Below are 13,268 nucleotides of genomic sequence, written 5' to 3' on the forward strand. Positions count from 1 at the left end.
GTTGTTTTGCTTTTTTCATTTTTTTCTCTCTTCCGTTGTTTGCTGTGCTTCTTCCGTCTGTTGGTTTTTTTTTTTTTTTTTTTTGCCCCCCCCCCCCCCCCCCGGCGGGGGGGGGGGGGCGCCCCCGCCCCCCCCGGCTCTGTCAGGCCAGCTAATTCTCTTCAATTGCTGGTGGCGTCTGAGGTGGCAAAACCACCTGGACCGGGATAGACCGCCCCCCTTCCAATATCTCCAGAGCCGCGCGACGCGCACGTTGGGTGACCTCTTCCTGGTCAGCCCAAATTTGTGGCGCATATGCGCCTTTGAGAATCTCGATATCGTCGATCGAGACATTTACCGCTGCACCGATTTCCCGAATGAGTTCGGCGACCAACGTCTCCCTCCGATCTAACAAGCGCGCTCTAGTCGCCATGTCATCAACGTTCCATTGTGGATCGTTGAATAGATCCATTAAGCTGCGGCGTCTTTTCATGACTTCCGCCTCGCGATTGAAATGAACAGGAATCAAATTGAGAGCATTCACGAACTCGGTCGATAAGCCATGCCGCCGCCACAAGGCCAACGAACGGAAAACGTCAAAACGATTTTGATATCGTCTATCTCTGTTTTGATACCAAAGCGTGATCGCTACTGCGGCCATTGGGCCGATGATGATGGCTGCAATATCCCACCAATGGCTTGCCATGTATCCCCCATGAGCAACTGCTCGCTGATGACTTCTCAAGAACGCAACAAGAACATGGTAGATTTGGCGAGACACGGCCCTGAAATCAAGGCCCTCGCCCATTTGCTCAGTCAGCAGGGATAATGACTATGGACCACTTCGACCTCGGCACCTATCGCCGCCCTATCTCCACCTCCTCGGCCGAGACGCAGCGCTGGTTCGATATCGGGCTGAACTGGTGCTACGGCTTCAACCATGAGGAAGGCATCAAATGCTTCGAGAAGGCGCTGGAGAGCGATCCAGCTTGCGCCTTCGTGCATTGGGGCATCGCCTATGCCGCCGGGCCTTTCTACAATTTGACGTGGAAGGAGCATGGCAAGGCCGAGGCCGACCATGTCGCCAGGCGCTGCTTTGAGCACGTGCAGCTTGCGCAAGCCAATGCGGCGAGCGCGAGCGCTGTCGAACGGCGGCTGATCGAGGCGCTCAGCGCCCGCTTCCAGCAGCCGCAGGGCGTGAGCGCCGCCGAGTTCGAAAAATGGGACGACGCCTACGCCGCCGCGATGCGAGAGGTTTATCGCGCGTTCCCTGACGATCATGATGTGATGGCGCTGACGGTCGAGGCGCTGATGATGCGTACGGTGCGGCGCCTGTGGAACCTCAAGACCGGCGCGCCGGCGCCGAATTCGGACGTGCTGGAAGCGCTGGAAATCTGCGAACGCTCGATCCGGCTGTCCGACGAGGCAGGGGCCGCGCCGCACCCGGCAGCGCTCCATCTCCACATACACCTGCTCGAAATGTCGACGCAGCCCGAGCGCGGCATGCGCTCGGCGGAGCGGCTGTGCACGATGTGCCCGGATGCCGGCCACATGAACCATATGCCGGGGCACATCTACGTGCTGTGCGGCGAATATGAAAAGGCGAAGCTCGCCAGCGAGAAGGCGGTGCGGGCCAACGACCTCTACCTCGCCTATGCCGGCGAGCCGACCTATTACCTGCTTGGCTGCTGCCACGACCTGCATCTGATGATGTTCACCTGCATGTTCCTTGGACAGTACCGCCCAGCGCTCTGGGCGGCCGAGAAGGTGCGCAGCCTGGTGACGCGCGATGTCGTCAGCATTGCCGAACGGCCGAAGCTCACGCAGACAGTCGAGGGTTATCACGCGATGAAGTCGCATGTGCAGGTGCGCTTCGGGCGCTGGCGCGAGATCATCGACGAGCCGATGAACGGCGAGCCCGGGCTCTATGTTGTGACCACAGCGCTCCAGCATTACGCCAAGGGCGTGGCGCATGCGACGCTGCGCGACTTCGCCTCCGGCGAGCGCGAACGCGATCTATTTAGCCGGCAAATCGACAGCATTCCGCCGGAGCGCCGCTTCCTCTCCAACCCGACAAAAGCCTCGCTCGCGGTCGGCGCAGCACTTCTCGACGGCGAACTCGCCTATCACCAGGGCCGGCATGACGAGGCCTACGACCATCTGCGCCGTGCGGTCGAGCTCGACGACAATCTGTCCTACACCGAGCCATGGGCCTGGATGCATCCGCCGCGCCACGCGCTGGCGGCGCTGCTGCTCGACCAGGGCCACGCGGTCGAGGCAGAGCAGGTCTATCGTGACGATCTGGGCTTGAGCGGCGCCGTGCAGCGCTGCGCCCAGCACCCCGACAATGTCTGGGCGCTGCACGGCCTGGTCGAATGCCTGAAGCTGCGCGGCGAGAAAGACGAGTTGCGTGGGTTGCAGGCAAAGTTGGCTGCAGCGGTGGCCAAGACTGATGTGGCGATCACCTCGTCATGCCTATGCCGGCCGAGCGTGGAGCGTGACGGCCCACCGGGGCACGACTGCTGCCACTGAGTGGAATGCTGCCAACAGCTTAGCTCAAGAGAATATCTGTGACACGTCTTCGAGTGCGCCCCCTTCCTTGACTCTCAGAATTTCGGAGTAGCTTGCAGCCATTATCACAGCTGTCAAAAGGGAGTCGGCGGCAGTTGTCAGCACGTCGAACCAGACGAGAGATGCGACGCCGAAGGGACGCACCCAATATCTTGATATCTCGATCATCAGAGACGACATGCCGAACATGATGAGCCAAAGCACGGCCAACGACCATCGACTTCCTTTGGTTAGGTCGCGACTGCGGCGGAGGCTTTTTAGTATACTTGGCTTCAGTATGCTTGGCTTCTCGCGCTCAAGCACCGGAATGGCAACGAACCAGCGCGCCCACAATATAATGCCGGGAATGGAAACGATGGCCGCGCCGGCCATCATGATCCCATCAGCCAGCGACGAAGGGGTGTGTTTCGGAAACCGGACATATTCGCCTATGGCATGCCAATAAGTTGCTGCGCTGAAATTCAAAACCGCATTGGCAATCAGCCAGACGAGAGCGGCAGAAAGCGCCCGTCTTCCTGCTGTCACCATGCAATCTTGCAGCGTCGGTTGACGGCCCCGCGAATCTTCCATCACCATAAAGGCGACCGCAATCTGAAGCATGCCGGCAAGACCTATGCGGGCGACGGCGCGGACGACCTCGAGAGTCCGCGCTTGGTTTGAGGCTGCCGGAACGCCGTGTTCGGCCAAACCCCACGACCAGAGCGAAAAAACAGCCGTCGGAAAGACGCTGAAAATCAACATCAGCAGACTGCAAAGAAGCAGATTGCGGCAGATAGCCGCGAAGCTCTCCCTGAGAATCTGGCCGATCCGAAGTGTTTCAGGGCGAGCCAGCCCGCCCGAAGCCACTCGTGTCCCGCCCGACAGGCTGGGCTGCGTTGACAAATCCGCGCCCCCTGTTCGCAGCCCAAAGCGTGGCCCTACGAGAAGATCTCCGCCAGTTCGTCGATGCTGGCGCCTTCCTTCGCCTGGCGCAGCTCGACATAGCTTACCGCCGTGGCGATCGAGAGCACCATCGACACCACGGTCTGCACCAGCGCGGCTCCGATCTCGGCGATGATGCCGCCGAACAGCACGAGAACCAGCAGTATTCCCCACTGTATGATCATCGCGATGATGATGAGAATGAGGAACAGGCCGAAAAGCGACCAGCGGCTGCCCTTGGTCAGGGCTCGGCTGCGCGACATCGAGCCAAACACGCCCCGCCGTTCCTGGATCAGGACGGGCACCGACATCGACCAGCCGAGCCACAGAATGATGCCCGGCACGATCAGCAGCATCAGGCCAATGCCCGCGCCGAGGCCAACGAGAATGCCGATCGCCAGCGTCGGCAGCAGAAAGCGGATCGCAATCTGGATGCAGTCGCCGAAGGACGGCCGCTTGCCATTCAGGTCCTCGATGGTCGCCCGCACCAGCGCCGACTGCAGCAGCAGCGTGCAGACGAATGAAATCAGGCCGGCGATGATGGTGACAGAGGAGTTGCGAAACGCAGCGCTCGGGTCGGGCATGGCGCCGGGCTCCAGCATCGCGTTGATTTGCGACTGGGTCGACATCCGGATGATCAATGTCGGCAAGCCCGCAAACAAAGCCGCCAACCCAACGCAAAGTCCAATGTTGCGGCCAATCACGCCGAAGGTGTTGCTGAATACCCTGCCGATCTCGAATCGGCCGGGTTGTCCCAATGTCGCAGTGGTCATGATAATTTCCCCCGAGTCACCGCCGTATCCAATCGGCGACTTCAAAGCAAATTTGCCAAGATTACGGGGTTACGTCCAGTGCGCTTGCAATTGTCATGGCGTATTGCCAGTGTCGACCCCGAACCGGGGGTTGCAGGGGATAAAGGCGGGTGACAGCCGCAGGGACGCAAGACGCGGAACGGCTGGCACAGTTGCACAAGCAACTGCTGGCGGACGATTCGATCCAGTTCGGGCTGCCGACCTATGTGCGGCCCGAGCCTCCCGAATGGCTGAAGCCGCTGCTGGATGGCTTGGCCAGGCTCGGCCCCTACATGATCTATCTGTTCTGGGGCGCGGTGATCGTCGGCGTCGCGATCATTGCTTTTCTGCTTCTGCTTGAAGCGAAAGGCGTCGCCTGGCGCCTGCCCTGGCGGCGCAAGCGCCAGGAGTCCGAGGAGAAGGAGGAGTGGCGCCCGGACGCTGAAGTCGCCCAGATCCTGCTCTCCGAGGCCGATGCGCTCGCGGCGCGCGGCGAGTTTGACGAGGCGGTGCATCTTCTGCTGCGCCGCAGCGTCGCCGACATTGCGACCCGCATACCGGACTTCTTGCGCCCCTCGCTCACCGCGCGCGACATCGCAGCCGCAAGCTCGATCCCCACACGGCCCCGTGCCGCCTTCAGCGAGATCGCCCGCATCGTCGAAGCCGCCCTGTTTGCCCGGCGGCCCGTCGGCGCCGAAGGCTGGCGGCAGGCGCGCGGCGCCTATGAGCGTTTCGCCTTCCGGGACGCCTGGGTATGAGCGCAGCAACGACAGAAGCAGTGCAGGAGCCGTTCAGCCGCAGGACGTTGTTCTGGGGCATCTTCGCCAGCCTTTTGGCCGCTGCCGGCTTCTTCCTGCTGTCCACCTATGCGCCCGATTTCCGTCAGCCTGAAGGCGGCGCCACGCCGTTTTCGAAAGGCGGCACCGGTTATGCAGGGCTCGTCGAATGGCTGAAGCTCACCAATGGACAGGCGCCGCCGATGGAACGCGGCGAGAAGGACCTGGAGTCCCCATTGGCTTCGACCTTCCTGCTCGTCGTCACCATCGCGCCCGGCAGCGACCCGGCAGCGCTCGATCGCCTCATCAAGCTGCGCTCGGGCAAGGACACGCTTTTCGTGCTGCCGAAATGGCAGACCATGCCATTGCTGGGCCGGGAAGGTTGGGAAACCAAAATCGAACGGTTGCCTAACTCGGTCGTCGACGACTGGCTCGGCCGTATCGCCAAGGCGAAGCTCGGCGAAGGCAAGCCGACGGTCGTCGACACAATCGATGTCCAAGGCCGCAACATCGCCGTGCCGGACGAACTGCAATGGGTGGCGGATGATCACCCGCTGATCGCGGCCGGCGACGGCAAGGCCATCCTCACTGAGCTCGACAGCGAACCTTTCTACATCCTCACCGATCCCGATTTCATCAACAATGCCGGGCTGAAGGACGAGCAGACGGCAGCCGCGGCGCTCGACATGATCGCCATGCTGGAACCCGCCAAGGGCGCGGTCATGTTCGACCTGACGCTGCACGGCATCGGCCAGAAATACGATCTCGCCAAGCTTTTGATCGAACCGCCCTTCCTGGCGCTGACGCTGTCGGTGCTGGTGGCGGCCGCGCTTGCCTTCCTGCACGGGCTCGGCCGCTTCGGGCGGCCAAGGACGGAAGGCCGCGCCATCGCCTTCGGCAAGCGGGCGCTGGTCGACACCACGGCGATGCTCTTGAGGCGTGCCGGGCGGCTGGAAGGACTTGGCGACCGCTATGCAACCCTGGTGCGGCAGCGCGCTGCCGCCTTGCTTGGCGCGCCGCATGGGCTGCAGGGCGAGGCGCTCGACCGCTGGCTCGATTCCCGCGACAAAAGCGAGGCGCACGGCTTTAGCCGGCGGTTCAAGGCCGCGAACCAATCCAACAGTTTGGCAGAAATGCATGAAGCAGCCGAACAGCTGCATGACTGGACGGCAAGGAGGCTCGGTGAACGTAGATGACGTGAAGGCCCTGGCGAACGCAATCAGGGAAGAAGTGGCGAAAGCGATCACTGGTCAGCACGACACGGTAGATCTGATGCTGACGGCTTTGTTTGCCGGCGGCCATATCCTGCTCGAGGGTCCGCCAGGCACCGCGAAGACCATGACGGCGCGCTGCTTCGCGCAGGCGCTCGGCGTCGATTATGGCCGCATCCAGTTCACGCCCGACCTGATGCCCGGCGATATCGTCGGCGCCAACATCTACAATTTCCAGACCGGGCAGTTCACGCTGACGCGCGGCCCGATTTTCTGCGACCTTTTGCTCGCCGACGAAATCAACCGCACGCCGCCGAAGACGCAGGCCGCGCTGCTCGAGGCCATGCAGGAACACGCCGTCACCTTCGACGGCACCACGCATTCGCTCGGCAGGAATTTCATGGTGGTGGCGACGCAGAACCCGATCGAGCATCAGGGTGTCTATCCCCTGCCCGAGGCTCAGCTCGACCGCTTCCTGTTCAAGCACCGGGTGAGCTATCCGGATCTCGCGGAAGAGCGCGCCATCATCGTCAACCACGGCGGCGGATCGGCCTCGCACGACATCGAGCAATACGGCATCAAGGCGCAGACCGACCGCAGGACGCTGGAAGCGGCGCTTGCCACCGTCGGCGACGTCACGCTGGTCGGCGATGTGGTCGGCTACATCGCGGCGCTTGTGCGCGGCACGCGCGAAAGCCCCGACCTGGAGGTGGGCGCGAGTCCTCGCGCGGGCGCCATGCTGGCGAGAGCCGCGCGCGCACGGGCGGCACTCGACGGCCGCAACTACGTTATCCCGGACGACGTCAAGGCCCTGGCCGTGCCGGCGCTGCGCCACCGCGTCGTGCTTTCGCCGGCCGCGCAGATCGACGGGCGGCTGGTCGAGCAGATCGTCTCCGACCTTGTCGACCATACGGAAGCGCCACGTTGATCTATCCGAGCGGGCGGGCAGTGTGGGCAGCGGCGACGGGGGCGGTCCCCGCCTTCCTGATCGCGCTTGCGCTGCCCTCTGTCTGGTATCTCGGTCTTTTGTGGATCTGCGTTTTGCTTGCCTTCCTGGCGGTGGACGCGGCTGCGAGCAGAGGCCGCGCCTCGCTCGACGCGGTGCTGACGGCGCCGCCGCAGGTGGGCATCGGCGGGCGCTTCACGCTGCACATCGCGGCCGGTGTCAGGGCAAAGCTTAGGCGCCTGCAGGCGCGCGTCGGGCATGACCAGCGGCTGCAACCGGTCGCGGGTACCGGCGGCGCACTGCCGGTCAATGGCGGCACGCTCGACCTCGAATTCGAGGCCATGCGCCGCGGCATCGCCAGCTTCGACGGGCTCTGGCTGCGCTGGCAGGGCCCGTTCGGGCTGGTGTGGAACCAGGTCGTGCTGCCGGTCGACCGCAAGGTCGCGGTGCTGCCCAATGTCAACAGCGCGCGCGACGAGGCGATCACGCTCCTGCAGCGTTCGGCCCTTGCCGACGGCCATGCGCAGAAGCGCGCTGGACAGGGCCGCGAATTCGAGGCCCTGAAAGACTACCAGCCCGGCATGGGCCGGCGCATGATTGACTGGAAGCGCAGCGCCCGCCACGGCAAGCTTCTGGCGCGCGAGTTCCGGATCGAGGAGAACAACAACATCGTTCTGGCCATCGACAGCGGCCGGCTGATGTGCGAACCGGTCGATGGCGTGCCGAAGGTCGACCGGGCGGTGACGGCGGCCCTCCTGTCGGCCTTCATCGCGCTCAAGGGCGGCGACCTCGTCAGCCTGTTCTCCTTCGACGCCCGACCGCGCGTTGCCAGCGGCGCGGTGCGCGGCTCGCCGAGCTTCACGATGATCCAGAAGCGCGCCGCCGAGATCGACTATTCGACCGAAGAGACCAATTTCACCCTGGCGCTCACCACGCTTGCGGCCAGGCTCGACCGGCGCTCGCTGGTCATCGTCTTCACCGATTTCGTCGATCCGATAAGCGCCGAGCTGATGCTGCGTACCGTCGGCCGGCTGACCGAGCGGCACCTGGTGCTATTCATGCTGATGCGGGACGTAGAGCTCGAAACATTGGCCGACGTGGCGCCGGCAGAGCCCGAGGATGTCGCCCGCTCCGTCACCGCCGGCGACCTCTTAAGGCAGCGGCAGGTGGTGATCGGCAGGCTCAGGCTGCTTGGCGCGCATGTCATCGAGGCCGACCACCAGCGGCTCGGCCCGGCGCTGGTCGAGCGCTACATCCAGCTCAAGGAGGAGAACCTCTTATGACGCTGTCTGTCGGCACAGACGCGGTGCGCCAGTCGCTGGCCAGTTTCCGCCAGGAGCGCGAGGCCGACTGGAAAGCCTTCGAGGCGCTGCTGGCGCGCGTCGAAAAGCGCGCGCCACGCGCACTATCGGAAGACGAATTGTTGTCGCTCCCACTGCTCTATCGTTCGGCGCTGTCGTCGCTTTCTGTGGCGCGGGCGACCTCGCTCGACAGCGCGCTGATCGCCTATCTCGAGGCGCTCTGCCTGCGCGGCTATTTCTATCTCTACGGCGCGCGGCGATCTTTGCGGACACGCATCGGCGATTTCTTCCTGCGCGACTGGCCGGCGGCGATCCGCGACCTTTGGCGCGAAGTGTGGGCGTCGGTCGCCCTCACGGTAGTCGGCGCCATCGCCGGCTATTGGCTGGTCGCGTCCGACAAGCGCTGGTACGACGCCATCATCGCGCCGAGCCTGGCGGGCGGGCGCAACCCGGATTCGTCGGCCGAGATGCTGCGCAGCGTGCTTTACGGCGGCGGCGACCATTTCCTGTCGGGGTTCGCCGCCTATCTCTTCACCCACAACACGCAGGTCTCGATCCTGGCCTTCGCGCTGGGCTTCGCCTTCGCGGTGCCCAGCGTGCTGATCATCCTGATGAATGGTTGCATGCTCGGCGCCATCTTCCAGATCTATGCTGCCAAAGGGCTCGGCTTCGAGCTCGGCGGCTGGCTTTCGATCCACGGCACGACGGAGCTGTTCGCCATCGCCATCGCGGGTGCGGCCGGCATGCGCATCGGCACCAGCATCGCCTTTCCCGGCGAACTGACCCGCATGGCCGCTGCCGCCCGGGCCGGTCAGGTGGCGGCGACCGCCATGATCGGCGTCACGGTGATGTTGCTTTTCGCTGGACTGTTGGAAGGCATCGGAAGGCAGACAATCACCAGCGACCTCGCCCGCTATTCGATCGGCGGCGGCATGCTGGCTTTCTGGATCTGCTATTTCTACCTGTTCCGGATGGTGCGCCATGGCGACCGCTAGGGCAGCGAAGATCAAGGACCCTGCAGCGCTGATCCGCCCTCTGGTCACGCCGGAAGGCGTGGACCTGCGCGTGAAACTGGCGGATGCCGGCACCCGCGCTTCCGGATTCCTGCTCGACGTGGTGATCATCGTCGTGGCGGCGGTGATGGTAAGCCTCGTCGCGCTGTTTGGCCTCGGCGGGCTAGGCGTTCGGGATGCCCAGCCGCTGTTCATCGTCTGGATCATCTTCATCTTCTTCCTGCGCAACGTGTATTTCATCGCCTTCGAAGCAGGACGACGGGCAGCCACGCCGGGCAAGCGCATGGTTGGCGTCAGGGTAGCCTCGCGCAGCGGCGCCGGCCTCACGCTGGACCAGGTCATCGCGCGCAACCTGATGCGCGAGATCGAGGTTTTCCTGCCGCTGTCGATCCTCGCCGCGCGCGCCAGCGCCGATGTCGCCGACACGCTGACGACCATCTTCGGCCTTGTCTGGGCGCTGCTGTTCTCGCTATTCCCGCTGTTCAACCGCGACCGGCTCAGGATCGGTGACCTGCTTGCCGGCACCTGGGTGGTCGAGGCGCCGAAAGTGGCGCTGGTCGAGGACCTGTCGCTGCGCAAGGACCCGATTGCCGCCCGCTTCCAGTTCAGCCCCGCGCAGCTCGACGCCTATGGCATCGCCGAGCTGCAGAAGCTGGAAGAGGTGCTGCGCCGCGACGATTATGCTGCGCTGAGGGCTGTCGCCGAGACGATCGCCCGCAAGATCGGCGCCAGGGTCGAGCCGATCGATTCAAAGGCTTTCCTCAGCGCCTATTATGGCGAGCTGCGCGCGCATCTGGAACGCAAGCTGCTGCTCGGAAACCGCAAGGTGGATAAGTATGCGCGGTAGCGAAGCCTCCCTCGCCTACCCCACCCACCTCTCATAATCCGACACCAGAAGGTGCAGCGGCGCGACATCCTCGTCGATGTTGGAGAAGCGGCCGATCGGATCGCGAAAAACGTTGTCGGTGAGGTCGTCATTGACGGTCGACACCTCCCCGATCAGCACATCTTTGCCCTCGGCCCAGAAGGCGTGCCAGACGCCGGGCAGCAGCGTGACGCTCTGGCCGGGATCGAGCTTCAGCAGCCCGCCAGCCGGCAATCTGGTGATGGTGCCGTCAACCGGCACCGAGACTTCGGCCTTCGGGTCGACGCCGCCGTCGCGGTCGTGCATGAAGAGTTCTAGCACCAGCTTGCCGCCGCCGCGGTTGATGATGTCCTCGGCCTTGATGTTGTGGCGGTGCATCGGCGAGAGCTGGTCCTTGCGCGAGATCATGATCTTTTCGGCGTAGAGCATACCCATGCCGAGCTTCATGTCCTCGTAGCGGCCGTTACGCACGGTGAACAGGAACAGGCCGAGCTCGTCGAACTTCTCCTGGCCATAGTCGGTGATGTCCCAGCCGAGGCGCGAGGTGAAGATGGCCGAAGAGTCGGCCTTGTGCGATTTCATCTCTTCGGGCGACCAATAGGCGAAGGGCGGCATGATGTAGCCGAAGGAGCGGATGAAGGCGTCGGCTTCGCGGATGATGTCGTTGATCCTGGAGCGCTTCACGGTGGTTCTCCTCTGGCCGATGCGTTGCTGAAATCTGCCCCTCCGAATAGTCCAATGCCGGTCCGCTGTCGATGCAAACCCGCTGTTCTGGCCCGTGACATCCGGCCGGATCGGGACCATAAACCCAGCCGAACTTTTCGATTTTGCGCATGTCTTTGTCCCGAAACCGGATCCAGTTCTCGGGAGACATGCTTTGGATGGTGACTTTCATGCCAAGCATAGACGACCTCGACACGCCGGCGATCCTGATCGATGCGGCCCGCGCCGAAGCCAACATCAAAAAGGCGCAGGCGCATGCCGACGCCCATGGATTGAAGCTGCGGCCGCACATCAAGACGCACAAACTGCCCTATTGGGCGAAGAAGCAGGTCGCCGCCGGGGCCGTCGGCATCACCTGCCAGAAGATCGGCGAGGCCGAGGTGATGGCCGATGCCGGCCTCGAGGATATTTTTCTACCCTACAACATCCTTGGCCGCGCCAAGCTGGAGCGGCTGAAGGCGCTGCATGGGCGTGTCACTCTCTCGGTGACGGCGGACAGCCACGAGACGCTGGAAGGCCTGGCCGCCACCTTCACCGATGCCGGCCATCCGCTGCAGGTGCTGGTCGAGTGCGACACCGGGATGGGCCGCTGTGGCGTGCAGGGCGCGGCGGATGCGGTGGCGCTGGCGAAGGTCATCGACCAGGCCAAGGGCCTCGCCTTCGGCGGGCTGATGACCTATCCGGCGGCGGGTCGCGCCGCCGAGGCGGACGCCTGGCTGAAAGGCGCGCACGACGCGCTTGCGGCGGCGGGGCTCGAATGCGCGCGCATCTCCAGCGGCGGAACGCCTGACATGTGGCGCTCCGGCGAGAACAGCATCGTCACCGAATACCGGCCCGGAACCTATATCTATCTCGACCGCTACCAGGTCGCCAAAGGCGTCGGCACGCTGGACGACTGCGCGCTGACGGTGCTTGCCACCGTGGTCAGCCACCCGACGCCGACCCGCGCCATCCTCGACTCGGGCAGCAAGGCACTGTCGTCCGACACGCTCGGCCTGCCGGAGTTCGGCGAGTTGCTCGGCGTGCCCGGCGCCCGCGTGACCGGATTGAGCGAAGAGCATGGAACGGTCACGCTTTCGGATGGCGCGGGGCTTCGCATCGGTGAGCGGGTGCGCGTCGTTCCGGATCATTGCTGCGTGGTGACGAATTTGTTCGATCAGGTGCATCTGATCGACGGCGACAAGGTGCTGGAGACGCTGCCGGTGGCGGCAAGGGGCAAGATGGGATGAGGAGCGCCCTTACCTTCTCCCCCCAGGGGGAGAAGGTCAGATCCGCTCAGCCTGCCGTGCCGCAACTCTCCGCATTGCCGTCACGCGCCGCCTGAAGATCTCGGTTCGCATCGCCATCAGGTGCAGGGCGAAGAACAGCACGGTGAAGCCGAGCGCCATCACGCCGAGCGGCCACAGCATCGAGGGGTCGATGGTCGGGCCGCCGAGGCGGAAGACCGAAGCGGGCTGGTGCAGCGTGTTCCACCAGTCGACCGAAAATTTGATGATCGGGATGTTGATGAAGCCGACCAGCGTGATGATGGCCGCGGCCCAGGCGGCCCGGCTGGCGTCATCCAGCGCGCGGGTCAGCGCGATGATGCCGAGATACATCAGGAAAAGCACGAAGACAGAGGTCAGCCGCGCGTCCCACACCCACCAGGTGCCCCACATCGGCTTGCCCCAGATGGAGCCGGTGACCAGCGCCAGCGCGGTAAAGGTGGCACCGATCGGGGCCGCCGATTTCAGCGCGACATCGGCCAGAGGATGGCGCCAGACCAGCGTGCCCAGCGCCGAGATCGCCATGATCGTGTAGCACATCATGGCGATCCAGGCGAAAGGCACGTGGATGTACATGATGCGCACCGTAATGCCCTGCTGGAAATCCTCGGGCGCGGTGAAGCTCATGTAGAGGCCCACGCCAAGCAGGATCGCCGCGACCGCCGCCAGCCACGGAATGACCCTGTCGGCCAGCCCGACGAAGCGCGTCGGGTTGGCGAGATCGATCCAGCCGGAAAGACGTGAGGTGGTGTCGCTCATGGCGACCTAAATAGACCGGCAAGGGGTCAGGGGCAATTCCCCCTCTCCTTTAGGGGAGAAGAGAAAGCCTTGTCCGAACCGGATAGATAGGTAACAGAATGGACCGATTAGATGGGTGACAGTTTTCTTGCCAGCCGGGAGGACCGG

13 protein-coding genes are annotated in these 13,268 nt (G+C 63.8%); 8 read left to right on the forward strand and 5 right to left on the reverse strand.

Going from position 1 to position 13,268, the window contains the following annotated elements:
- Positions 1-151: 151 nt before the first annotated feature.
- On the reverse strand, positions 152-685 hold the full coding sequence (locus P9272_RS18860; RefSeq protein WP_278161690.1) for a DUF6680 family protein: 534 nt from the start codon (positions 683-685) through the stop codon (positions 152-154).
- A 128-nt stretch (positions 686-813) separates the two neighbouring features.
- On the opposite strand from P9272_RS18860, the gene P9272_RS18865 reads away from it, so the two are divergent.
- Entirely contained in the window at positions 814-2,511 is a 1,698-nt protein-coding gene (locus tag P9272_RS18865; protein WP_278161691.1) for a hypothetical protein, read from the forward strand.
- A gap of 24 nt (positions 2,512-2,535) precedes the next feature.
- Here the strand turns inward: P9272_RS18865 and P9272_RS18870 are convergent, their stop codons facing one another.
- Both P9272_RS18870 and P9272_RS18875 read right to left on the reverse strand, forming a co-directional pair.
- On the reverse strand, positions 2,536-3,396 hold the full coding sequence (locus P9272_RS18870; protein WP_278161692.1) for a hypothetical protein: 861 nt from the start codon (positions 3,394-3,396) through the stop codon (positions 2,536-2,538).
- Between the two features lie 71 nt (positions 3,397-3,467).
- The gene (locus P9272_RS18875) at positions 3,468-4,244 is read right to left on the reverse strand and encodes a hypothetical protein (protein ID WP_278161693.1); all 777 of its coding nucleotides are present in this window, start codon (positions 4,242-4,244) and stop codon (positions 3,468-3,470) included.
- 149 nt (positions 4,245-4,393) lie between these two features.
- On the opposite strand from P9272_RS18875, the gene P9272_RS18880 reads away from it, so the two are divergent.
- From P9272_RS18880 to P9272_RS18905, 6 genes are read left to right on the forward strand one after another with little or no spacing between them, the layout of a single operon-like run.
- Positions 4,394-5,020: a DUF4129 domain-containing protein gene (locus P9272_RS18880; protein ID WP_278161694.1), complete on the forward strand. Its 627-nt coding sequence runs from the start codon at positions 4,394-4,396 to the stop codon at positions 5,018-5,020.
- Positions 5,017-6,234 (forward strand): DUF4350 domain-containing protein, encoded by a 1,218-nt coding sequence (locus tag P9272_RS18885; RefSeq protein WP_278161695.1) that lies wholly within the window; start codon positions 5,017-5,019, stop codon positions 6,232-6,234. Before P9272_RS18880 ends, P9272_RS18885 begins: the two co-directional genes overlap by 4 nt.
- Positions 6,221-7,177 (forward strand): MoxR family ATPase, encoded by a 957-nt coding sequence (locus P9272_RS18890; RefSeq protein WP_278161696.1) that lies wholly within the window; start codon positions 6,221-6,223, stop codon positions 7,175-7,177. Before P9272_RS18885 ends, P9272_RS18890 begins: the two co-directional genes overlap by 14 nt.
- Entirely contained in the window at positions 7,174-8,478 is a 1,305-nt protein-coding gene (locus P9272_RS18895) for a DUF58 domain-containing protein (protein ID WP_278161697.1), read from the forward strand. Before P9272_RS18890 ends, P9272_RS18895 begins: the two co-directional genes overlap by 4 nt.
- Positions 8,475-9,491, forward strand: coding sequence for a stage II sporulation protein M (locus P9272_RS18900; protein WP_278161698.1), 1,017 nt, complete (start codon positions 8,475-8,477; stop codon positions 9,489-9,491). The genes P9272_RS18895 and P9272_RS18900 overlap by 4 nt, the downstream gene beginning before the upstream one ends.
- A complete protein-coding gene (locus P9272_RS18905; protein WP_278161699.1) occupies positions 9,478-10,356 on the forward strand; it encodes an RDD family protein in 879 nt (292 codons plus the stop codon). Before P9272_RS18900 ends, P9272_RS18905 begins: the two co-directional genes overlap by 14 nt.
- A 15-nt stretch (positions 10,357-10,371) precedes the next feature.
- Here the strand turns inward: P9272_RS18905 and P9272_RS18910 are convergent, their stop codons facing one another.
- Positions 10,372-11,058: a D-lyxose/D-mannose family sugar isomerase gene (locus P9272_RS18910; RefSeq protein WP_278161700.1), complete on the reverse strand. Its 687-nt coding sequence runs from the start codon at positions 11,056-11,058 to the stop codon at positions 10,372-10,374.
- Between the two features lie 209 nt (positions 11,059-11,267).
- Between P9272_RS18910 and P9272_RS18915 the strand changes: the two genes are divergently transcribed.
- On the forward strand, positions 11,268-12,326 hold the full coding sequence (locus P9272_RS18915; RefSeq protein WP_278161701.1) for a D-TA family PLP-dependent enzyme: 1,059 nt from the start codon (positions 11,268-11,270) through the stop codon (positions 12,324-12,326).
- Positions 12,327-12,362: 36 nt separating this feature from the next.
- Here the strand turns inward: P9272_RS18915 and P9272_RS18920 are convergent, their stop codons facing one another.
- On the reverse strand, positions 12,363-13,121 hold the full coding sequence (locus tag P9272_RS18920; RefSeq protein ID WP_128259393.1) for a heme ABC transporter permease: 759 nt from the start codon (positions 13,119-13,121) through the stop codon (positions 12,363-12,365).
- Positions 13,122-13,268: the final 147 nt, after the last annotated feature.

Origin of the sequence: Mesorhizobium sp. WSM4976 (assembly GCF_029625685.1) — a bacterium.
Lineage (GTDB): Bacteria > Pseudomonadota > Alphaproteobacteria > Rhizobiales > Rhizobiaceae > Mesorhizobium.